At 66.6% G+C, this 20,056-nt stretch carries 21 protein-coding genes, 1 tRNA gene and 2 pseudogenes; 10 read left to right on the top strand and 14 right to left on the bottom strand.

What is annotated here, in order from left to right; all coding sequences use genetic code 11:
* Nucleotides 1–31: 31 nt before the first annotated feature.
* Nucleotides 32–1,039, bottom strand: a complete 1,008-nt coding sequence (locus NKH51_RS14240; RefSeq protein WP_254762340.1) for a DUF5784 family protein — start codon at nt 1,037–1,039, stop codon at nt 32–34.
* 118 nt (nt 1,040–1,157) lie between these two features.
* Between NKH51_RS14240 and NKH51_RS14235 the strand changes: the two genes are divergently transcribed.
* On the top strand, nt 1,158–1,331 hold the full coding sequence (locus NKH51_RS14235; protein WP_254765157.1) for a DUF5786 family protein: 174 nt from the start codon (nt 1,158–1,160) through the stop codon (nt 1,329–1,331).
* Between the two features lie 110 nt (nt 1,332–1,441).
* Here NKH51_RS14235 and NKH51_RS14230 read toward each other — a convergent pair whose 3' ends face one another.
* Complete coding sequence (locus tag NKH51_RS14230; protein WP_254762339.1) at nt 1,442–2,503, bottom strand: YkgJ family cysteine cluster protein; 1,062 nt, start codon at nt 2,501–2,503, stop codon at nt 1,442–1,444.
* 121 nt (nt 2,504–2,624) lie between these two features.
* Between NKH51_RS14230 and NKH51_RS14225 the strand changes: the two genes are divergently transcribed.
* Entirely contained in the window at nt 2,625–2,870 is a 246-nt protein-coding gene (locus tag NKH51_RS14225; RefSeq protein WP_254762338.1) for a DUF7561 family protein, read from the top strand.
* A 121-nt stretch (nt 2,871–2,991) separates the two neighbouring features.
* Here NKH51_RS14225 and NKH51_RS14220 read toward each other — a convergent pair.
* A tRNA-Gly gene (locus NKH51_RS14220) sits at nt 2,992–3,080 on the bottom strand.
* A 192-nt stretch (nt 3,081–3,272) separates the two neighbouring features.
* Here NKH51_RS14220 and NKH51_RS14215 point away from each other — a divergent pair.
* A complete protein-coding gene (locus tag NKH51_RS14215; protein ID WP_254762337.1) occupies nt 3,273–5,120 on the top strand; it encodes a helicase C-terminal domain-containing protein in 1,848 nt (615 codons plus the stop codon).
* 200 nt (nt 5,121–5,320) lie between these two features.
* Here NKH51_RS14215 and NKH51_RS14210 read toward each other — a convergent pair whose 3' ends face one another.
* On the bottom strand, nt 5,321–6,538 hold the full coding sequence (locus tag NKH51_RS14210; protein WP_254762336.1) for a class I SAM-dependent methyltransferase: 1,218 nt from the start codon (nt 6,536–6,538) through the stop codon (nt 5,321–5,323).
* On the bottom strand, nt 6,531–7,700 hold the full coding sequence (locus tag NKH51_RS14205) for a 60S ribosomal export protein NMD3 (RefSeq protein WP_254762335.1): 1,170 nt from the start codon (nt 7,698–7,700) through the stop codon (nt 6,531–6,533). Before NKH51_RS14205 ends, NKH51_RS14210 begins: the two co-directional genes overlap by 8 nt.
* Before the next feature lie 518 nt (nt 7,701–8,218).
* On the opposite strand from NKH51_RS14205, the gene htpX reads away from it, so the two are divergent.
* The 7 genes and pseudogenes from htpX to NKH51_RS18865 form a co-directional block, all read left to right on the top strand.
* Nucleotides 8,219–9,106 (top strand): zinc metalloprotease HtpX, encoded by an 888-nt coding sequence (gene htpX, locus NKH51_RS14200; protein WP_254762334.1) that lies wholly within the window; start codon nt 8,219–8,221, stop codon nt 9,104–9,106.
* A gap of 24 nt (nt 9,107–9,130) precedes the next feature.
* Nucleotides 9,131–9,736, top strand: coding sequence for a PspA-associated protein PspAB (pspAB, locus tag NKH51_RS14195; protein ID WP_254762333.1), 606 nt, complete (start codon nt 9,131–9,133; stop codon nt 9,734–9,736).
* 751 nt (nt 9,737–10,487) lie between these two features.
* Nucleotides 10,488–10,832, top strand: a complete 345-nt coding sequence (locus tag NKH51_RS14190) for a hypothetical protein (RefSeq protein ID WP_254762332.1) — start codon at nt 10,488–10,490, stop codon at nt 10,830–10,832.
* Nucleotides 10,833–10,882: 50 nt separating this feature from the next.
* Entirely contained in the window at nt 10,883–12,076 is a 1,194-nt protein-coding gene (locus tag NKH51_RS14185) for an outer membrane protein assembly factor BamB family protein (protein ID WP_254762331.1), read from the top strand.
* Between the two features lie 163 nt (nt 12,077–12,239).
* Nucleotides 12,240–13,271 carry a DNA repair and recombination protein RadA gene (gene radA / locus NKH51_RS14180; RefSeq protein WP_254762330.1) on the top strand — a complete coding sequence of 344 codons (1,032 nt, stop codon included), beginning with the start codon at nt 12,240–12,242 and terminating at the stop codon, nt 13,269–13,271.
* A gap of 413 nt (nt 13,272–13,684) precedes the next feature.
* Nucleotides 13,685–13,978, top strand: a pseudogene (locus tag NKH51_RS14175) (aminotransferase class III-fold pyridoxal phosphate-dependent enzyme); the annotation flags it as partial.
* Nucleotides 13,961–14,137: pseudogene (locus tag NKH51_RS18865) on the top strand (sugar phosphate isomerase/epimerase family protein); the annotation flags it as partial. The pseudogenes NKH51_RS14175 and NKH51_RS18865, both read left to right, overlap by 18 nt.
* 133 nt (nt 14,138–14,270) lie before the next feature.
* Here the strand turns inward: NKH51_RS18865 and sufU are convergent.
* The 9 genes from sufU to NKH51_RS14130 all read right to left on the bottom strand — a co-directional run bounded on the left by sufU (nt 14,271) and on the right by NKH51_RS14130 (nt 20,013).
* Nucleotides 14,271–14,690 (bottom strand): Fe-S cluster assembly sulfur transfer protein SufU, encoded by a 420-nt coding sequence (sufU, locus tag NKH51_RS14170; protein ID WP_254762329.1) that lies wholly within the window; start codon nt 14,688–14,690, stop codon nt 14,271–14,273.
* Between the two features lie 142 nt (nt 14,691–14,832).
* Nucleotides 14,833–15,285, bottom strand: a complete 453-nt coding sequence (locus NKH51_RS14165) for a response regulator (RefSeq protein WP_254762328.1) — start codon at nt 15,283–15,285, stop codon at nt 14,833–14,835.
* Nucleotides 15,286–15,424: 139 nt separating this feature from the next.
* Nucleotides 15,425–15,847 (bottom strand): CBS domain-containing protein, encoded by a 423-nt coding sequence (locus NKH51_RS14160; RefSeq protein ID WP_254762327.1) that lies wholly within the window; start codon nt 15,845–15,847, stop codon nt 15,425–15,427.
* 191 nt (nt 15,848–16,038) lie between these two features.
* Nucleotides 16,039–16,245: a hypothetical protein gene (locus NKH51_RS14155; RefSeq protein ID WP_254762326.1), complete on the bottom strand. Its 207-nt coding sequence runs from the start codon at nt 16,243–16,245 to the stop codon at nt 16,039–16,041.
* Between the two features lie 235 nt (nt 16,246–16,480).
* Nucleotides 16,481–17,728 (bottom strand): aminotransferase class V-fold PLP-dependent enzyme, encoded by a 1,248-nt coding sequence (locus tag NKH51_RS14150; protein WP_254762325.1) that lies wholly within the window; start codon nt 17,726–17,728, stop codon nt 16,481–16,483.
* A 342-nt stretch (nt 17,729–18,070) separates the two neighbouring features.
* Nucleotides 18,071–18,928 (bottom strand): sensor domain-containing protein, encoded by an 858-nt coding sequence (locus tag NKH51_RS14145; protein ID WP_254762324.1) that lies wholly within the window; start codon nt 18,926–18,928, stop codon nt 18,071–18,073.
* A complete protein-coding gene (locus tag NKH51_RS14140) occupies nt 18,925–19,272 on the bottom strand; it encodes a DUF7521 family protein (protein WP_254762323.1) in 348 nt (115 codons plus the stop codon). Before NKH51_RS14140 ends, NKH51_RS14145 begins: the two co-directional genes overlap by 4 nt.
* Before the next feature lie 79 nt (nt 19,273–19,351).
* Entirely contained in the window at nt 19,352–19,669 is a 318-nt protein-coding gene (locus NKH51_RS14135) for a hypothetical protein (protein WP_254762322.1), read from the bottom strand.
* 2 nt (nt 19,670–19,671) lie between these two features.
* Nucleotides 19,672–20,013 carry an ArsR/SmtB family transcription factor gene (locus NKH51_RS14130; protein WP_254762321.1) on the bottom strand — a complete coding sequence of 114 codons (342 nt, stop codon included), beginning with the start codon at nt 20,011–20,013 and terminating at the stop codon, nt 19,672–19,674.
* Between the last annotated feature and the right edge of the window lie 43 nt (nt 20,014–20,056).

Raw genomic sequence — 20,056 nt, 5'->3', positions numbered from 1 at the left:
GCGGGTAGCGAGCGTCGACCGATCCGATCGATCAGTCCAGAAAGTCGATCGCGTCGTCGAACTCGAGGGGCACTCCACCCTTCCGGTAGCCTTCGACGCGGCCGTCCGGTCGGGCGCGGTAGACGACGGCGGGACGGTGGCGCACGTCCGGTTGTTCGCCGCGGACGGCGGCCCAGGCGTCGTCGCGGAAGCTCGAGCAGTCGACGAACAGCGTCGCGCCGCCGCCGTGTGCGGCCAACTGGCCGTTGGTCTTGGTCTCGGCGGTGTCGCGGACGGCGGCGACGGGGCCGGCGGCGGCTCGAGTCCCCGGCGGCTGCGGGCGGGTGACCTCGACGAGGACGTTCGTATCGCTGTCCTCGGCCCGGTAGTCCAGTGAGTGTCCGGTCGTTACCTCGATTTCGGGCACGACGCCGTAGCCGGCGTCGGTGAGGACCTTCGCGGCGATGAACTCGGCCATCGCGGCGCTCATCCGGACGCGGTCGACGTGGTTGCTGGTGCCGAGTTTGCCCGACATGACGTGTCGGTACTCGTCCAAGACGCCGGTCTGGAGAAACTCCTCGAAGAAACGCGTCGCCTCGTCGCGGCTCGCGTCGGGGAAGCCGGCGGCGTGCTCGCGGAAGAACGCGCGCGTGGAGTCGCGCCCGTCTTTGGACATGAACACCGGGAGGAAGAACCACGAGAGATGCGGATAGTCGGCGAGCCAGGGGGACTCCTCGTGCAGCGTCGCGGTCAACTCCCGCTTGGCCCACCGCGAGACGTGATGGGGGACCTCCTGCCAGCCGAATTTGTTCGTCTTCCAGAGCGCGGAGGGCGTCTCCGTGTTGCCCATCCAGTAGGCCTCGTCGTCGGTGCGCGCAAAGAGGGCGATGTCGCCGTTGTCCATCTCGAATCGGTGCGATTGCCAGTCGCCCCCGACCTTGAACCACGGCGTGACGGAGCGTGCGCCGATATTGGACTGCAGCGGTTGGAGGATATCGTTGTGAACCCGCCCATCGCTCCAGGACTGGGGCGAGTATCGAAAGCGAAGCGGCCGTGCCACGGTCACTCCTACGCAGCGGGAGTGCATACGTCTTACGCGACGCACCGAAACGGGGGTGCGGGGTATGAGGGACCGTTACATTAATAATCGACAGTCGCCTATCTTGGGTATAGTTACCATGTCAATGGGTGCCTATGACGAGGATGAGCACGAGCGCCGTGAACAACAAGCCTCTACGGTCGACACTGATTTCGACGACGAGCGGACGATCTATCACGGAGAAGTCGAGTACGACTCCGGCGACTCCGCGGAGGAGCTTCTAGACCAGTTCGAGCGGATCAAATCCGAGTGACGACTAACTCGACATCCGTTCCTCCTTCGACGAATTAGTCGACCTCGAGAGCCGTCGCGCTTGAGCGTGCCGTCTGGCCGCCGTGACTTTGTCGAACGGCTCGCACCGACTCACTCGAGGGCGTCCCAGCCCGGCGTTTCGGGTGCGCCGCGGGCGACCTCCACGGCGTCGGCGACGGTCGGCGCTGGAACCGTCTCGCCGGCTTCCCGGCAGCGCCGTTGCCAGTCGCGAATCGCCTGCCCGACCCAGGACCCGCCGTCCGCGGTCGCTGATTCGTCCGTGTCGTTGCCCGTCCCGGTTTCGCCCGCGAGCAGCCGCGCTTTCGCCCGCTCGTAGTGGGGCTCGGAGATCGCGAGCGTGCCGGGGCTCGAGGCCGCGGCGACCGCCACGGTCTCGGCGCGGTCTTCCCGTCGGAGATCGCCCGCTACAGCGCGATCGGCGAGCCCCTCGAGGTCGGCCGGTCGCGGGTGACAGAACAGCTTCGCGCCGATCGCCTGCGAGCCGAGCAACAGGCCGTCGGTGTCGCCGTAGCTATCCTCGAGCAGGCGGTCGCCGCCGAAGGCGCGTTCGACGCGCTCGCACTCGGTCTCGTGTGCGAGCGCGAGGTTGTACTCCGGATACGCGCCGCACTCGTCGGGATACAGGTCGTCGCCGTGGAGCCGACACTGCAGCGTCGTCGGGTCGAGAAAGACGCAGGTCGGGAGCCACGTCGGCTCCTCGCGGCCGAAAGGGGCGACCGGCTTCGGCGGTTTCCGCAGCCCCACGAAGAACGCCGGCCGGCCCGCGACGGCGGCGACGCTGTGGCCGTCGATATCGACGCCTTCGCCCGTTCGTGGAGCGTCTCCGCTCGAGGACCCCGAAGAGCGTGCCCCCTCGCCCTCCTCGCGGGCGTGCCAGAACCGCGGCATGAGCGCGTCGCCCATCCCAGCCTCGAGGAACGCCCGCACCTCGTCGCGGGTCAGCGCCACGAAGCTGGGGTCGTCGTCGAGCGGCTCTCGCGACGGCTTCGCCTCCCGGTCGCTACCGAACGGATCGCGGCGTCGCCGGTGTCGCTTCGTCGCTACCCCGTCGCTGTCGCCGTCGGCGGTCCCGTGAGAAGCACCGGCCTCGTCCTCGAGCAGCCCTCGCCAGTCCATACAACAGCCCGCACAGCCCTCGCAGTTCACCTCCATGCGCGGCGGTACATCGTTGGGGCCTATAACGACTGTGCGGGCCCTCGCCGCTTGGACGGCCACGTCGACCCGCGGTCACACGGGGCGAACGCCTTTGCCCGTTCGGCCCCCACGCTCGCGTATGTCGAAGACCTCCTGTGACGGCTGCGGCCGGACGGTCACGGTGTCGGGCGGGATCGCGAACCTCTGGTCGTTCGGGACCGACGCCGGCACCGTCGGGACCGCGATCACACTGGATCTCGAGGACGGCACGTCGCACCTACTGTGCTATCCGTGTCTCGAGGCGATCCCGGATCACCCGACCGAAGCGGATGTCGAGCGACTCGAGCAAGTCGACGAGGAGACCTCGGAGTTGCGGACGCCGTAGGCTCGACGGCGACCGGTCGAAAAAATGGCGTACGTCGGGGAGTGGAGGCGATGTGACGGGCGGTGCGGTCGGCCGCGACGAGCGTAGGCACGACGCGATCGCAGCGGACCGCAGCCGCGAGCGGAAGGGGTGGGATTCGAACGCCACGGGGCGAAATGCCGCCGCGGAACCAGGTGGCACCGCGGTGCTCTGCCGCTGAGCGACCCTTCCGCACGTCAGTCCGACGGCGGAGTTCGTATTTGTAATCAGCCGGTTACCTGGCGGAATCGTCGCGTATGCAGTTGATACCGTGCAGTAGCTGGCGGTTTCGGTTCCGTTTCGGTCCGCGTGCGAGCGGCCTCGAGTCCCAGCCGACGCGACGGTCCGCAGGGTTTAGGATGCGGCCGCGCCGTGTCTCGAACGGTGAATCCCGAGCGGATCTTCGAGGCGTTCCCCGCGCCGAGCTACCGCGGGGCCCAGGAACAGGCCCTCCGCGACATCCGCGACGCCTTCGCGGCCGGCAACGACGTGGTCCTCGTGCGCGCGCCGACGGGCAGCGGCAAGTCCCTGCTTGCCCGCGCCGTAGCCGGCTGTGCCCGCCGCGCCGACGAGGGCGACCCCAGCGACGCCACGGGGGCCTACTACACGACGCCGCAGGTCTCGCAGTTAGACGACGTGGCGGCCGACGACCTGCTGGCCGACCTCAACGTCATCCGCGGGAAGTCGAACTACACCTGCATCCTGCCCGACGAGCGGTCGACGCCGGTCAATCAGGCACCCTGCGTGCGCGAACGGGGGTACGACTGCTCGGTTCAGCATCGCTGTCCGTACTATTCCGACCGCGCGATCGCCTCGAACCGCGAGATCGCGGCGATGACGCTCGCCTACTTCATGCAGACCGCGGGCAGCGAGGTCTTCCGCAAGCGAGACGCGGTCGTCGTCGACGAAGCCCACGGTCTCGCCGAGTGGGCCGAGATGTACGCGACCATTCAACTGGGCCCCCGCACGGTGCCGTTCTGGGACGACCTCCGCGTCCCCGCGGTCGCCTCGATCGAACGCGCCGTCCGCTACGCCGAGAGCCTCGCGGGAACCTGCGAGCGCCGGAAGGACGATCTTCTCGCCCAGGACTCGCTGTCGCCCGGCGAGGTGCGCGAGCGCCACCGCTTGCAGGAACTCATCGGCGACCTCGAGTGGTTCGTCTCCGACTTTCGGGACCCCGAGAGCCCGACGACGTGGCTGGTCGACCAGTCCGAACCGCGCTCGAGCGACGGTAACGACGGCGATGACGGCGACGGCCCCGCGGGCGGCCCGCTGACCATCAAGCCGATGAACCCCGAGAAATACCTCCAGCACACCGTCTGGGACCGGGGCAACAAGTTCGCGCTCCTGTCGGCGACGATTCTCAACAAGGACGCCTTCTGCCGGCAGGTCGGCCTCGAGCCCGAGAACGTCGCCCTGGTCGACGTCGAACACACCTTCCCCGTCGAGAACCGGCCGCTGTACGACGTGACTCAGGGGAAGATGACCTACGAGGAGCGCGACGAAACGACGCCGAAGATCGCCCGGACGATCGTCCGGCTCATGGCCCGCCACGCCGACGAGAAGGGGTTGATCCACGCCCACTCCTACAGCATTCAGGAGCGACTCGCCGACCTCCTCGCCGACTTCGGCGTCGGCGACCGGATTCGGACCCACGACCGCGACGGTCGCGACGCCGCCCTCGAGGCCTGGAAAGCCAGCGACGACCCCGACGTCTTCCTCTCGGTGAAGATGGAGGAGGCCTTAGACCTCAAAGGCGACCTCTGTCGCTGGCAGGTGCTCTGCAAGGCTCCCTTCCTCAACACCGGCGACTCGCGGGTGGCTCATCGCTTGGAAGAGGGTCAGTGGGCGTGGTACTACCGGACGACGCTGCGAACCGTCATTCAGGCCTGTGGCCGGGTCGTCCGCGCGCCCGACGACTACGGCGCGACGTATCTGGCCGACTCGAGCCTGCTTGACTGCTTCGAGCGCGCCCGGACCGACATGCCGGAGTGGTTCGCGGCGCAGGTCGATCGGATGGAACAGCCGGACCTCCCGGCGTTCGAACCGCAGGCGGCGCTGGGCGACGCCTCGAGTTCGAGCGCGCGGACGACGTCCGGAACGAGCGGCCGCTCGAGCGGTGCGGAGTCCAGCGATCGGCGGCGAACCGACAGCGGCTCGTCACGGTCGCGTCGGTCGGGACGCTCCTCGCGCTCGAGTCCGCTCGCGGACGTCTGGGACACGGACGGCTGATCGCACGCTCCTTCGGCGGCTCGCCGCCGGGACTGTCCTACAGAAACGCCGATGCGCTGTAGGCGACCACCGAGGACACCATGAGGAACGCGAAGAGGAGGGCGATGAGCTGATTCCTGTCCATACTCCGAGCAGCGGTTGCTCGAGTATCAATCCCACGACCTTCTCGATTGTCCGGCCGGCGGCGACCGGGCGCGGTGCTACTCGAACCGCGCGTCGACCACGACGTGTGCGACGCCCGCGCTGTGGCTTTTCACCCGGCGTTTCTCGAGTACCTCGAGCCCGCGTCCGGCCTCGTCGGCGGCGGATTCGAGACGCGCCATCGGGCGGTCCCACAGCAGGGATTCGGGGGTCGCCTCGTGGTAGTGGACGACGCCGCCGGGGGAGAGCGCCTCGAGGGCGGCCGGGAGGAAGTCGGCCGCCTCGTCGGTTCGCGTGCCGTGGTCCGCCGCCTCGTCGCCACCCCCGGACCCGCCCGTGTCAGAACTGCCGTAGTAGCCCATGACGACGCGGTCGGCCTCGATTTCGCCCGCGAGGTCGCGGCAGTCGGTCATGTAGGCGTCGACCCGGTCGCCGACATCGTTGAGTACGGCGTTCTCGAGCAGGTAGCGGAACGCGGTCGGGTTGATCTCGGTCGCGGTCACCCGCGCGCCCGCTCGGGCCATCGGGAGGGTGAAGTAGCCGATGCCGGCGAACATGTCGAAGACGCGTTCGTCGTCGCCCGCGAGTTCGCCCATGCGGGCGCGCTCGGCCTGGTTGCCGGGCGAGAACATCACGTTCGCAGGGTCGAGCCCGTACCGGGTGCCGTGTTCGGTGTGGATCGTCTCCGTGTCCCGCTGGCCGGCGATCAGCCGGGTGCGAGGCTCGCGGTAGGTGCCCGCGTCGCCGTCGTTTTCGATCCCCTCGTCGGCCAGCACGCTGTCGGCCTCGCCGTGGAGTTCGAGTAGGGCCTCACCCAGCTCGGACTCGTCGGGGCAGTCCTCGGGAACGGTCACGAGGATCACCGAGCCGATCACCGCCCACGAGCCGGGCGCTGACGCGAGGTCGTCCTCGCTCCAGCCCCGGTCGGCCAGCAGCTCCTCGAGATCCGGACTTCTGAGTTCGGGCTCGAGCTGGCGGACGACCTCGAGGACCGCCGTCTCGGCCGGCGGTTCCGTCACGGGGAGCGCGACCCTGCCGGGGCCGTCCGAACGGTCGGAGGGCTCCGCTTCGCTTCGCCCTCGCGCCTCGCGCACGCGCCGCGAGTCGTCGTAGACCCCCTCGGCGCGCAGCGACTCGATGGCCGTCTCCGCGCGGGGCTTCTCGACGACCGCGGCCAGCGGGGCGTCGGCCTCGGCCCGCTCGAGGATATCGCCGGCTGTGGGCTCGAGGCCGCTTTCCTGCGCGTCCTCCGGTCGGTCGGCTCCGTCCTCAGTCATCGCGCTCGTCGGGAAGTACGTGCAGTCCGGCGCGGCTCTTCAGCACGGGGACGGTCTCGGCGTCCGGATCGAAGTACTCCGGCCGTGCGACGGTTTTGGCTTGGTAGGTCTCGGGGTCGAGCACCTGCACTGCGTTGTCGTCCTCGACGGTGACGACCGTGGCCTCGGCGGCGTCCTCGAGTGTGCCGAGCCTGCGCGCGTCGGGCGAGTTCCCCTCCTCGTAGCTCGCCTCGTATCGCTCGCCGGTCGTCGCGCGGACGCCCTTGAGGTTGCCGCGGGCGCTGCGGACGATGACCGGGCCGCCGTCGTCCGCGAGGTCGATCACGTCGCCGGGGGTGTACGGCGGCAGGCGGACGGCGAAGGTGACCCGGTAGACCTCGTTGCCGTCCTCGTCTTCCGTGACGAGGGTCTCGGCGTCGTTGACGGTGCCGCCGAACTCCTCGACCATCTTGTTCGCGATCTTCTTGCCGATCTTGTTGGTCGAGACCTTGATGTTCAGTCCGTCGGGGGTCTCGCTGGTCTCGGTGACGAAGGCGTTGCGATCGCCGGTGGCTTCCATGTCGGCGACGATCTTGTTCGCGATCTCCTCGGCGCGCTCGGTCTCCTCGGTCGTCGGGGTGCGGTCCTCGGCGCGGATCTGGACGATGCTGGCGTAGTAGTCGCCGGCGATCCGCCCGCAGCGAGTGCAGGTCTGCCGGGCGATCTTGACCGGCACCGTCACCTGCTCGTCGACAGGCGTTCCGCGCACGACACCCGTGAAGTAACAGTGCATCCGGATCGTGTTCTGGTCGACCTGCTCGGGGTCGATCTGCCAGGCGACGTCCTCGACGTCGACGTGGACGCCAAGCGCCTCGCTGACCTCCTCGATGGCGATGTCGGTGTAGTCTTCCGCGCCGACGTCGACCCACCGCTTCCCCCGGTGGACCGCACCGCAGCGCGAACAGACGCGGACGTCGATCCGATCCGGCGCGTCCACGAAGTCGAAGTCCTCGAAGTAACACGAATCGCAGAGTTCGACCTCCGCGCCGGGTCGCAGCGGGTCGTTTGCGTGCCCGCTGGCACGTTCGGCGGCGGTCCCGTCGGGACCGCCGTCAGTGTCGGTCGCCGACCGCTCGGGCACCGCGTCCCCGCACCGGGGACAGAACGCACGCGACTCACTCATTATCGCCGATTGGGACTTCGCGGAGTTAAGGGACCCGCTCCAGCCGTCGTCCCGTCTACCTCGCTCCCGGGACTTGCGCCGTTCCGCTCGTGGGCCGCGGTCGGTTTCCGCTCGTGACGGTCACGTCGTTCTACGCGAAACGAAGGGGTTCGCCGAGCCGCTTTCGGTCAGACACGTGTCAGACGCTGTCGAAATCCGGCCCGTCAGACGTGACCGTGTCCCGTGGTCTCCATGCGAAACGAAGGGGTTCACCGAACCCGACGAACTCGTATCAATCCATAAACCAATCACGGTCGCTCGAGCGCGTCGGCGACCGTCGCCTCGAGTGCCGACTCCGATCCGTTCTCGTCGCTCACCGTCTGTCGCTCCGTGTGCGCTGACACTCGCGGCTGGGTTTGAAAACGGTTACTCTCCGAACTATTCGGTGGCGGCGGCTCTCCTCGGTGCCCGCCGGCCCTAGAACCCTGTTCGGGCGTCTCAGCAGGGCACTTATTTCGTCGGAGCCCCTCGATTCACGTATGAACTGGCAGGCGGACTGGGGGTTGCGCGCGCGGATGTTCGTGACGATGTTCCTGCTGTTCGCGCTGTACATCGTCTTCGCCGGCGCGCTCACCTTCTACATCGGCGGTGGGCTGTGGCTGTTCGCGGTGCTGTTCGCGAGCTTCTCGCTCGTGCAGTACTACTTCAGCGACACGCTCACGCTGAAGAGCATGGGCGCGAAGACGGTCTCGGCCGACGAGTACCCGCAGCTTCACGCCTCGATCGAACGGCTCTCCCAGCAGGCCGACCTCCCGAAGCCGAAGGTGGCGGTCGTCGACTCGAAGGTGCCAAACGCCTTTGCGACCGGACGCAACCAACGCAACGCCGCGGTGTGCGTGACGACCGGGATCATGAACACGCTCGACCAGGACGAACTCGACGGCGTGCTGGCACACGAACTCGCCCACGTCAAAAACCGCGACATGATGGTGATGACGATCGCGTCGTTCCTCTCGACGATCGCCTTCATGATCGTCCGCTGGGGGGCTTTCTTCGGCGGTGGCCACGGTCGCGGCCGTGAAGGCGGCGGTGGCGGGATCATCGTCGCGATCCTCGTCTCGCTGGTCGTCTGGATCATCAGCTACCTGCTGATCCGCGCGCTCTCGCGGTACCGCGAGTTCGCCGCCGACCGCGGGGCCGCGGCCATCACCGGGAACCCCTCCGCGCTCGCCTCGGCGCTGCTGAAGATCTCGGGCGAGATGGACAAGGTTCCGAAAGACGACCTCCGCGAGGAGGCCGAGATGAACGCCTTCTTCATCATCCCGATCAAGTCCGGCATCGTCGGCCGGCTGTTCTCGACGCACCCCTCCACCGAACGCCGCGTCGAACGGCTCCGCGAACTCGAGCGCGAAATACAGTCTTTCTAAGGCCTTCGAGCCCGCACTCGAGGTATGGGACTGCTGGACGGACTCCGGGCCGTCCTCGGACTCCGCGCCGAGACCGACGCCGGACGCGACGCTGACCCCGACGACCTGTTCGGAATGAGCACCGCCTATCTGACGATGGAGGCGGATCTGGGCTACGAGTCGCTCGACGTCGGCGCACTCTGTTTCTCCGGCGTCGACTCGAGGGACTTCCGGGACGCCGTCGACGAGGTCGAGGCGATCTTGGAGGCCGGCCAGGAGGAGACCGGCACGGACTTCTCGGTGACGGAAGACGGCCACGGCTACCACTGGGTCGTCCTCGCGGACGACGACCCCGAGGACCTCATCACGAGTATGCACTTCGCGGCCGATACGTTCATCGAGCACGGCTACGGCTCGCGGCTCCTGGCGGCGGTGTTCGCGTACAGAGATCGCGACGGACCGGCATACTGGATCTACTCCTTCCGGCGCGGCCGGTTCTATCCGTTCGTTCCCCGCGACGGTCGGGAGCGGGACTCGAGCGCGGAGTTCACCCTCGAGTCGGCCTTGGACGGCGAACTCGAGATCGAGAGCGAGAAGGACTACTGGTATCCGCTCTGGCCCAGCGAGCGCGGCACGCATCCCTGGGAGTGAGCGGGTCGGGAGCGGGTGGACCGGCGGCCGTCACAGGCGCGTTCGCGCTCTCGATCGGCGGAGTTCCAAATCGTGTTGGGGACACCGGTATTGCAGGTCGGCGCATACGGTAGCATACGCGGCAGGAGCCCACTGACAACCATCGAAACCACATCATCACAACTGCGCCATACACCAGTTGCTCCCCTTTCTCCTGTCGCACCCCCTTCCGTTCGGTGAGCCAGAGGCTCGAGCGCGAGTCGGCAGTTTCGTATCAAGAAGCGAGTATAGCGTCCGTTCGGTGAATCGTATTGAACGTGATAGCAGTGATGGCGGTGAAACAACGTGTCCTGCTCCCGTGGCAACGGGGAATTTCCACGTCCTCCCCAGCCGATTCGCTCGATCACTACGGTCCCTCGCTCATCCCTCGCGCGGCGTCATCGGTCGCCCTCACCCTCGTTCGGTCGACCGACAGCACGCGCCACTGCGCGTCGGTTGGCTGGACACGTGACACGTAGTTTTCCTGTACCCCATAGTTCTTCTCCGGGCAGGGTCGGTGTTTGTACCCACTGTTATGCCGGTTCGGTCGGTAGCCACACGTAGTGACCGATCGGGACAGATACGAGCGCGGGTCGACGAGCAGGGGACTCCGGCGCGACCTTGAGGACCGTCCCGTATTGCCGAGCCCCGTGGCTGGAACGTTTCGCCATAGGAGGCTTCGACGACAGCGTCCACTGCAACTACTGGGTGAGTGAGCACTCCTTTCTCCACCATGGCTGGCCGCTACTGGATACGTGTCATCGTCACGAGTGTCGTCTACAGTATCGCGATCGGTCTCGGTGGCTATGTCTTCGTACCGAATACAGCTCCTGTACTACTCGCCGTCCCGTTCGTCAGTGGATGTCTCCTTCTTCTCCATGCGATACAAACGACGAATCTTGACGAACTCGGCTTCGCGATTGTGGGGATGTGGACCGCAATTCTCGCTCTGTCGGTCGCGATCGGTGTCCTCGACGAGCTTTTTCGATCTCAGGCCGTCGATCTGACGACCGCTCTCGGCACCGTCGGTATCACTATCGTGCTTGTCGCTGGCTATCTGGTCGCAGTGAACCGCTGAGAGGTCGAGACGGCCGACAGTTATACCCTTGGCGTCAGTACCAACGCGCAGTGACCGAGTGGAACCAGCACAAGGGCGGGCCGACGAACGCAGGACTCCGGCGCGACCTCGAGGGACCCTCGCGCGTGACCGAAGCCTGGACCGCCGACCTCGCCAGGCCGCCGGGATCGCCCGTCTGTGACCGCGACACCGTCTACGTCGGGACGAGCGCCGGGAACTGCTACGCGCTCGAGACCGAGACGGGCCGCCGTCGGTGGACCGTCGAGACGACGGCGGCGACCGATGCGACGCCGGTCGTCACCCGCGAGCGCCTCTATCTGGGGACCGCCGACGGGACCGTCCGCGCGCTCGATCCCGCTACCGGCGACGAGGAGTGGCGGACCGACCTCCCGGCCGGGCTCGAGTCCGCGCTCACGCTCTCGGAGGGGCGGCTCTACGCCGGGCACGAAGCCGGGCTGACGGCGCTCGAGGCCGAGACGGGCGAACGACTGTGGACTCACGAGACCGAGTCGCCGGTAGTCGGTCGGCCGGCGGTCGCCGACGGCCGGGAGTACGACCGGTCTCGAGCGACGCGAAGCCCGCTCTCGGAGTCGGTCGCTGCGGCCGACGCGGACCTGCTCGAGGACGACCGGCAGGAACCGGACCAGCGGTGGATCGACGAGCGCGCGTTCGCCGGGACCGCGGACGGGACCGTGTTCGCGCTCGAGGCCGAAACGGGCGAGGAGGTCTGGACCGCGCCCGCGGCCGGTGCGGTCGCGACCGGGCCGACCGTCGCGGACGACCGGGTCTACGTCGCCGACGACGCGGGGACGCTGCTCGCGCTGGACGCCGCGACCGGCCAGTCGTGGTTTACCTACGAGATCGGCGACGCGTTCACCACGTCACCGACCGTGCTCGCGGCCGCCGAGACGACGTTCGTCGGGGCCGCCGACGGCTACGTCCACGTCACGGACACGACCGTCGGCCGGCGCAAACTCCGGGGCTGGCTGTTCTCGCGGACGGGCATCGAACTCGACGCTCCGGTCCGCTCTTGCCCCATCGTCGTCGGCGACGTGCTCTGCGTCGGCGACGCCAGCGGCTCCTTCTACGGAATCGATGTCGACGAGGCCGACCCGCTGTGGAACTTCCGGGCCGACGAGGCCATCGCGGGGACGCCCGCGATCGCGCCCGGCCGGCTCTTCGTCGGGAGCGACGACGGACGACTCCACTGCCTCGAGTGGGATACCGACGACCGGGGCCGCTGAATCAGGGCCTCTCCTTTCGCTCACGGCCGTGCTCGCGTAGCTACCGCCCCTTCGTTCATTCGCCCGTGACTGTCGCGTCGAATCTCCCCGACGCCGTCCGGCACTTTCACTTTCACTCCCCTGTAAACGAGGCTTTATGGGGGGTCCGGCACAACGGAGGAGTATGCCCGAAGCAGATCTCGAGACGCTCCCCGGCGTCGGACCGGCAACGGCAGACAAACTCCACGACGCAGGCTTCGACTCCTTCCAGAGCCTGGCCGTGGCCTCGCCGTCTGAACTGTCGAACACGGCCGACGTGGGCGAGTCCACCGCGGCCGACATCGTCAACGCCGCCCGCGACGCCGCCGACGTCGGCGGCTTCGAGACCGGCTCGACCGTCCTCGAGCGACGGAACCAGATCGGCAAGCTGAGTTGGCACATCGATGAGGTCGACGATCTGCTCGGCGGCGGGATCGAAACCCAGTCGATCACCGAGGTCTACGGCGAGTTCGGGGCCGGCAAATCTCAGGTCACCCACCAGATGGCCGTCAACGTCCAGCTCCCCAAGGAAGTCGGCGGCCTCCACGGCAGCGCCATCTTCGTGGACAGCGAGGACACGTTCCGGCCCGAGCGGATCGACGACATGGTACGAGGTCTACCCGACGAGGCCATCGACGCGACCCTCGAGGACCGCGAAATCGAGGGCTCGGCCGACGACGAGGAGGCGGTCGACGCGCTCGTCGAGGACGTCCTCGAAAAGATCCACGTCGCGAAGGCGTTCAACTCGAACCACCAGATGCTGCTCGCCGAGAAGGCAAAGGAACTCGCCAGCGAACACGAGGAATCGGAGTACCCCGTCCGACTGCTCTGTGTGGACTCGCTGACCGCCCACTTCCGCGCGGAGTACGTCGGCCGGGGCGAACTCGCCGACCGCCAGCAGAAGCTCAACAAGCACCTTCACGACTTAGATAAGGTCGGGAACCTCTACAACTGTGCCGTCATCGTGACGAACCAGGTCGCCTCGAACCCCGACTCGTTCTTCGGCGACCCGACCCAGCCGATCGGCGGTAACATCCTCGGCCACAAGTCCACCTTCCGGATCTACCTCCGCAAGTCCAAGGGCGACAAGCGGATCGTCCGACTCGTCGACGCGCCGAACCTCGCCGACGGCGAGGCCGTCATGCGCGTTCAGGACGAGGGTCTGAAGCCGGAATAACCGTCGAACGTCCGTTCTCGACCGCCGCCGGCTCGTCTTTTCCATCGCCGTCGATCTTCGCGCGCCAGCAACGCGGTTCGATCGACGGCCGGACGCTCCCTCCGCGAGCGGTGCCACCGACCGACCGACCGCGTTTTCGGTCGTTCCAACCATCACGTGCGCGCTGTTCGTCCGTTTTCTCTTCTTGCGCAGCACCCCGAGAGCTACCTTCTCGAGTCGCCCGACGACTCGCCCGTCGCTCACCGTTGCTTCACCTTCATTTCGCGCGTCTGAGCGGGACAGTTATATATTTTAGGTTGGCCTAAGGACCGGCACGTTTTTGTATTTTTAGGCGAGCCTAAAGACCGCACGATAGTAGAGAAATACCAACCCCCGGAGATCGAGTATCAGCAGCGACAGACCGGTGATCGGCCGTGACCGAGGCCGATTCGACGGCCGAGCGCATCCTCGCACAGCAGGCGCGTCGCGAATCGAACGCGCGAACCTATCCGCGGTCGCTGCCGCTGGCGATCGAACGCGCCCGCGGTGCGATCCTCGAGGATGTCGACGGCAACGAGTACGTGGACTGTCTGGCCGGCGCGGGGACGCTCGCGCTCGGCCACAACCATCCCGCGGTCGTCGAGCGGATAGAACGGTTGCTCGAGCGCGACCGGCCGATCCACACGCTCGACCTGACGACGCCGGTCAAAGAGCGGTTCGTCGATCGATTCGGCGACCGGATTCACCTCGTCCATCTCCACGACAACGACGGGAAGACGGACGCCCACGACCCGCTTCCCGCCTTTCGATCGATCGGCGACGACATCGGCGCTCCGTACAACGTCCTCGAGATGAAATCCCGCACCGACATCGACCGATCGCTCTGACGGCCTCCCTGTCGTTCTCGTCCCTTACAACCGTGGGAGTGAACCCGTACAACAAATAGCGCCAGTCCTTCTCACATCGCCGCGCCGTCCGCACGCTGTGCAGCGGGAACAGTCGTCGCTGACCGAGACTCCGCTACTCCTCGGTCGTCGTCTTGTCAACGTCGAGTTCGCCCCGATAGATCTCCGCACCGTCCTGTGCGACCTTCTCGGCCAGGACGGCACATTTGACACGCATTGGCGAGATGTCGACGCCGAGCATGTCGATCACGTCGTCGCGGTCCATCTCCTCGAGTTCCTCGAGGGTCTTACCGGCGAGTTTCCCCGAGAGCATGCTCGCGGAGGCTTGACTGATCGCACAGCCGTCGCCCTGAAAGGCGACTCGCTCGATCGTCTCCTCGTCGTCGGCGAGTTCGACGTCCATGCGAATCTCGTCGCCGCACATCGGATTCTCGCCGACGTGGGTGAACGTGGGATCCTCGAGTTCCCCGTAGTTACGGGGGTTCTTGTAGTGGTCGAGGATCTGCTGTCGGTACATATCCGAGCCCAGTCCCATTGTTGTGTCCGGATAGGCCAGTGAGTTGTAAAAGGGTTCCGGGGCCGAAAGGCCGCTCGAGTCCGTCTCTGCTGGCTACGGCCACCGATCGGGGGTTTTCGTATCGCGTCCGGACGGCGAGACACCGTTCGGACGCCACGGATCACTGTGACGGTTTCTCGACGATCGCGAACCAGAACTCCTCGACCGACTGGACGAACTCGACGAACTCCTCGGGCTCGACCGGTTTCTGCAGGTAGGTGTCGGCCTCGATGCCGTGCGATTTCACGACCTTCTCGCCCGCGTCCGAACTCGTGAGCACGACGACCGGAATCTCCTCGAGTTCCGGCTCGTTTTTCAGTTCCGAGAGCACGTCGATCCCGCTCTTGCCGGGGAGCTGTGGCTCGAGCAGGACGATGTCCGGACGCGATTCGTCCGCGTACTCGCCGCGCTGGGCGAGAAAGTCGAGCGCGGTTTCTCCGTCGGGAACGGTGTGGATGGTGTTGAGGAGCTTCGCGTCCCGAAACTTCTCTTCGAAGAGACGGCTATCGCCGGGGTTCGGTTCGACGAGCAGGATTTTGATCGGGTCCGCCTGCTGTCCGTCTTCCGAGGACATTTGCCGTACATATCATGCGTACCATTAAAAACTCGCGGTCGACGCAAACTTTCTTTCTTCGTTCGGACGATTTGCGCCCACAAACTCGGCGAAATTAATTTCGGGGCCGCGCTCGATCGGCCGACTACCGACGACGCGATCAGTATTCGGGCCGCTGCGATCGGATCACGTCCGCGAACTGCATGTGCTCGTCGGCGAGGAGTTCGGTGAGGTCGTCGGCCGTGATGATCCCGACCAGTTCGTCGTCGTCGTTGCAGACGGGGAGTCGGCGGACGCCGTGCTCGCTCATGTGTTCGGTCGCCTGGTAGAACCCAGCGGTCTCCCTGATGGTCGCCAAATCGTCGGACATGATGTCACTGGCCGTCGCGTCCGTCGGATCCCGTTCGTCGCCGATCACGCGCATCGCCAGATCGCGGTCGGTGACGATTCCGACGGGCTCGTCGTCGTCCGTAATCACGACGCTCCCGACTCGAGACTCGTCCATGCGCGTCGCGAGTTCCTGGACGGACTCGTCTTCGTGTGCCGTTACTACGTCGCTTCGGGCGAGGTTTTCGAGAGGCATGAACCCAGGTTGGCGTCCCACTGACACGAATATAAACCCACACTGCACCGCCAGCTCATCGCGACTGTAGTGCGTGGTGACGTGACGAACTCGTCGTCTCCGACCCACACCGCCTGACCGGCCGGCTCACTGAAATCGCTGTCCGCTATCTCTCCCATGCTTCTCCGAGGGGCGCTTCTCGCCGATGTCGACTATCCCTGCCGGCGTTGAATCGCGTCTAACGCGGCCGAACGGGACGGATAGCCGATGCCGAGCGCATCGCAGTCGACGCATTCCCAGCGGTACTCGCCTCTGAAGCCGCGAACGGAAACGACGGCGTCGCAGTTCGGACAGCGCTTGCGCCGACGCAACTCTCGTACTCGCTCGAGAATATCGATAACGGTCCGGTCCTCGTTCATTTCGACTGCTGCTGTCTATCGTCTCGGCATAGGCTTTCTCCTTGGCGACCGTTGTCGGTGGGCGACCCCGCTCCGAATGTGTGGGGAGGAGTGCCTCGAGCGGACGGGCCCGACGGGTCGCCGTCACGTCGCCTTCCGCGGACCGGAACAGCCGCCGCGGTCTACGAAACGGCGTCGCCGCTTCGAGCCTTGGCTCGCTTTGCTCGCCAACACGACCCTCGCGGTCAGCGTTCGCTCATGCGAACAGCTGACGCGCGTCCTCGATGGCGTCGACCAACTTGTCGATCTCCTCCTTCGTGTTGTAGACGTAGAACGAGGCTCGAGCGGACGCTGCGACGCCCAGTTTGTCGTGCAGCGGCTGGGTACAGTGGTCGCCGGCGCGGATCGCGACCGCGTGGTCGTTCATGATCGAGGCCAGATCGTGGGCGTGGACGCTCTCGAGGTTGAATCCCACGAGGCCGCCGCGCTCGGAGCCCGGCTCGGGGCCGTAGATCTCCACGTCCGGCTCGGCGTCGAGTTGCTCGTAGGCGTAGCGGGCCAGTTCCTCCTCGTGGGCTTCGATCCGGTCCATGCCGATCTCCTCGAGCCAGTCGATCGCGGCGACGAGGCCGACGGCTTCGGCGATCTGGGGGGTACCGGGTTCGAACTTCCAGGGGAGGTCGTCCCACGTGGAGTCCTCGAAGGTGACCTTGCGGATCATGCCGCCGCCGTAGAGGTACGGCTGCATCTCCTCGAGGAGCGCTTTCTTGCCGTAGAGCGCACCGATGCCGGTCGGCCCGGCCATCTTGTGGCCGGAGAAGGCGTAGAAGTCCGCGTCGATCTCCTCGACGTCGACGGGCCGGTTGGGAACGGCCTGTGCGCCGTCGATGAAGGCGAGTGCGTCGTGGTCGTGGGCAATATCTACGAGTTCGGAGACGGGGTTGACTGTGCCGAGCGTGTTCGAGACGTGGACCGCCGAGACCATCGCGGTGTCGTCGGTGATGACCTCGCGGGCGTGGTCCATATCGAGGGTTCCGTCGTCCGTCACCTGGATGTACTTTACGTCGGCGCCGGTTCGCTTGCCGATCTGCTGCCAGGTGACCAGCGAGGCGTGGTGTTCCATCTCGGTGAGGACGACCTCGTCGCCGGGGCCGAGTTCGTTCAGGCCCCACGAGTAGGCGACGAGGTTCTCCGCTTCGGTCGTGTTCTTGGTGAAGACGATTTCCTCGCGGCCGCCGCTCGCACCGACGAACTCCGCGACGCGGTCGTGGGCCTCCTCGTAGAGAATCGAGGCCTCCTGGCTCAGGTGGTGGATCCCGCGGTGGACGTTGGCGTTGGACTCGCGGTAGTAGTCGCTCATCGCGTCGACGACCGGATCGGGCGTTTGGGTCGTCGCCGCGTTATCGAGGTAGACGACCTGCTGGCCGTCAAATTCCCGCTCGAGGATCGGGAACTCCTCCCGAATCGCATCGACGTCGAGCGGCTCGAGGTGGTGTTGACTCATTAGTGACTAAAACGGACCCCACGCAAAACACTTCTTCGGTCCGTCTCCTGCCACCGTCTCCGCGATCGCGGTCATCCGGCCCGAATTGCCGATTCTGCCCCGAATCGTGGCGGCGCCGGGTACCTGTCGGTCGCCGGTGTGGAACGGGAAGGGGGAAGGGGAGGTGAGGGGGGACGGGTCGGGAGGTGGAACGGCAGGGGGTGGGGAGAGGTGGTACCCTGGTGGGTGTCCCTGCCGCAATACGGGGTTCGTGTGCTTCGGGGATACCGATGTCTCCAAACGTGTTTGGTACTCGGACGCGCCGACTCGAGACCGCCCTTTCCTCCGGCCAGTTCGAACCGCTCAGGGCGGTTCGGTGACGATCGACGGCTGCGTATTTCTCAGCAGGAGTTCGGTGTATCGGGCGAGGAGCCACGCGACGGCGTTGAACAGGTGCAAGACGCCGAGGCCGACGACGACGCCGACCGCGGAGACGGCCAGCGCCGCCGGGAGCGAGTCGACGTACAGCGAGAGCAGTTCGCCGTCGGCGACCGAGAGCGTGACCGGCGAGATGTCGACGGTCCAGCCCTCGTGTTGGTAGGTGAACTGTGGGACGAACTCGATCGGATCGCCGATGTGGATGCCGACGGTTTCGCCCCGGTAGTGCAGCGGTGCGGCGACCAGCGCGTACGTGAACGTGACGCCGATCGTGAGGAGGACGAACGAGGCCGTTCCGTAGAGGAACTTGCTGAACAGGTAGCCGACCCCTGTCCACGTACCGCGGTCGAAGACGAGCAGTCGCGCCCGCTCGCGGACGCTCCCGGCCGGCTCCGCTGTCGGGATCTCGGCCCCGAGCAACCGCTCGGCGAGGAGTCGTTCGAGGGCGGTCAGCTCGCTCGCAAGAAACAGCGTGACCAGCGCGGCCGGCAGCCCGATCCCGACCCCGAGCAGTAGAATCGGAATCCCAGCGAAGACGAGTACGACCGGCTCCGACAGCCCGATCTGGACGAACGCGAACGCGAAGCCGGCCGGCAGCGCGAACCCGGTTACGAGCGCCGTGAAGTAGCCGACTCCGAGCGGGAACGCGAGCAGGAGATAGAGGAGATTGGAGTAGGTTCGCTTGCGGGCGGCGACGCCGACGAACCGGCGACTCCACGTTCGAACGCGAGCGAGCGCGGCCGTGACCCCGACGCGCGGGTCGGACGTGCGCGACGAACTCATGCGGTATCGGGCCTCCTGAACGACCGAACGATCGAGACGAGTCCGAGCAGGTGACAGGCGGTGACGACGAGCAACACCGTCGCGTCGGTCGCGGCCGTCGCCAGGTCGACCGTATGCGAGAGGACGAACGGGATCACCGTCAGGAAGGCGACGCCCACGGCCAGAAACAGCATCGGCCGACTCTCGTTGCGGACGTAGCCCCGGTAAGCCGTCCACGCCACCACCGATCCGAGCGCGGCGCTTGCCAGTCCGACGAAGAAGATCGTCGTCCCCTCGTCGAGTCCGAAGACCGTCGTCTCGAGGACGTGAGCGGCGCGCAGTCCGACGGCCGCGAGTCCGGTCATCGCCACCACCTCGAGCGTGCGGGGAGCACGATCGCGGCCGGTCCGGTCGCGTCCGTCGGCGCGGCGCGCGGTACGGCGTTCACGGCCGTCCGTAGACGGTGTAGAGGATCGCCGTGAGGCCGGCGATCTCGCTCGTCGTCGCGACGACGCTCGTCGTCAGCGAGGTCGCCCCGAGCAGCGTCGGAAACAGGAACCGGACGACCGTCGGCACCGCAGACAGCAGTGCGATGCCGAGCGCGAGCCAGAGCAGCGCCGGGCGGCGCGCGTCCCGGTAACCGTCGTAGGACCGTTTCGCGATCCAGCAGGCGATGACGAACGCGGTCGCCTGTCCGACGAGGACGGCGACCGCGACCGTCGGGGCGCCGCCTTCGACGGTCTGGAGCGCGGTTCCGGCCATCGTCACAGGTCCTCGAACAGCCGGGTGAACCGGTCGGCGGGGTCCTCGTCGCGGCGGTACACGTCCAGTTCCATCGAGCCCTCGGCGATCTCGATCGCCACGCGCTCGAGTCGCGTGCTGTAGGTCTTGTAGTGGTGGCCATCGGGATCGAACTCCTGGTATTCGTCGAGGAACCCCTTCGCCTCGAGCCGGTCGATCCGCCGGTAGACCGTCGGGGGCGACGCGTCACAGCGGTCGGTGAGTCGGTCGACGGACATCGGTTCCTCGCTGGCGGCGATGAGGATACGGCGGGCGTACTCGTCGTCGAGTAGGGCGAGCACCTCTTGGCCCTCATCGTCGGTCATCCGGTGGTTCGTATGGAAAGAAGATATAAAAGCGTCCACAGTT

The organism is Natrinema marinum (genome assembly GCF_024296685.1).
Taxonomy (GTDB): domain Archaea; phylum Halobacteriota; class Halobacteria; order Halobacteriales; family Natrialbaceae; genus Natrinema; species Natrinema marinum.
This window is presented reverse-complemented; position numbering and strand designations above follow the sequence as displayed.

Excerpts from the sequence above, each read along its gene's own strand:
- NKH51_RS14235 (WP_254765157.1), top strand. The coding sequence starts at position 1,158 with ATGTCAATGGGTGCCTATGACGAGGATGAGCACGAGCGCCGTGAACAA.
- NKH51_RS14230 (WP_254762339.1), bottom strand. The coding sequence starts at position 2,503 with ATGGAGGTGAACTGCGAGGGCTGTGCGGGCTGTTGTATGGACTGGCGA.
- NKH51_RS14225 (WP_254762338.1), top strand. The coding sequence starts at position 2,625 with ATGTCGAAGACCTCCTGTGACGGCTGCGGCCGGACGGTCACGGTGTCG.
- NKH51_RS14210 (WP_254762336.1), bottom strand. The coding sequence starts at position 6,538 with ATGACTGAGGACGGAGCCGACCGACCGGAGGACGCGCAGGAAAGCGGC.
- NKH51_RS14205 (WP_254762335.1), bottom strand. The coding sequence starts at position 7,700 with ATGAGTGAGTCGCGTGCGTTCTGTCCCCGGTGCGGGGACGCGGTGCCC.
- htpX (WP_254762334.1), top strand. The coding sequence starts at position 8,219 with ATGAACTGGCAGGCGGACTGGGGGTTGCGCGCGCGGATGTTCGTGACG.
- pspAB (WP_254762333.1), top strand. The coding sequence starts at position 9,131 with ATGGGACTGCTGGACGGACTCCGGGCCGTCCTCGGACTCCGCGCCGAG.
- NKH51_RS14190 (WP_254762332.1), top strand. The coding sequence starts at position 10,488 with ATGGCTGGCCGCTACTGGATACGTGTCATCGTCACGAGTGTCGTCTAC.
- radA (WP_254762330.1), top strand. The coding sequence starts at position 12,240 with ATGCCCGAAGCAGATCTCGAGACGCTCCCCGGCGTCGGACCGGCAACG.
- sufU (WP_254762329.1), bottom strand. The coding sequence starts at position 14,690 with ATGGGACTGGGCTCGGATATGTACCGACAGCAGATCCTCGACCACTAC.
- NKH51_RS14165 (WP_254762328.1), bottom strand. The coding sequence starts at position 15,285 with ATGTCCTCGGAAGACGGACAGCAGGCGGACCCGATCAAAATCCTGCTC.
- NKH51_RS14160 (WP_254762327.1), bottom strand. The coding sequence starts at position 15,847 with ATGCCTCTCGAAAACCTCGCCCGAAGCGACGTAGTAACGGCACACGAA.
- NKH51_RS14155 (WP_254762326.1), bottom strand. The coding sequence starts at position 16,245 with ATGAACGAGGACCGGACCGTTATCGATATTCTCGAGCGAGTACGAGAG.
- NKH51_RS14150 (WP_254762325.1), bottom strand. The coding sequence starts at position 17,728 with ATGAGTCAACACCACCTCGAGCCGCTCGACGTCGATGCGATTCGGGAG.
- NKH51_RS14145 (WP_254762324.1), bottom strand. The coding sequence starts at position 18,928 with ATGAGTTCGTCGCGCACGTCCGACCCGCGCGTCGGGGTCACGGCCGCG.
- NKH51_RS14140 (WP_254762323.1), bottom strand. The coding sequence starts at position 19,272 with ATGACCGGACTCGCGGCCGTCGGACTGCGCGCCGCTCACGTCCTCGAG.
- NKH51_RS14135 (WP_254762322.1), bottom strand. The coding sequence starts at position 19,669 with ATGGCCGGAACCGCGCTCCAGACCGTCGAAGGCGGCGCCCCGACGGTC.
- NKH51_RS14130 (WP_254762321.1), bottom strand. The coding sequence starts at position 20,013 with ATGACCGACGATGAGGGCCAAGAGGTGCTCGCCCTACTCGACGACGAG.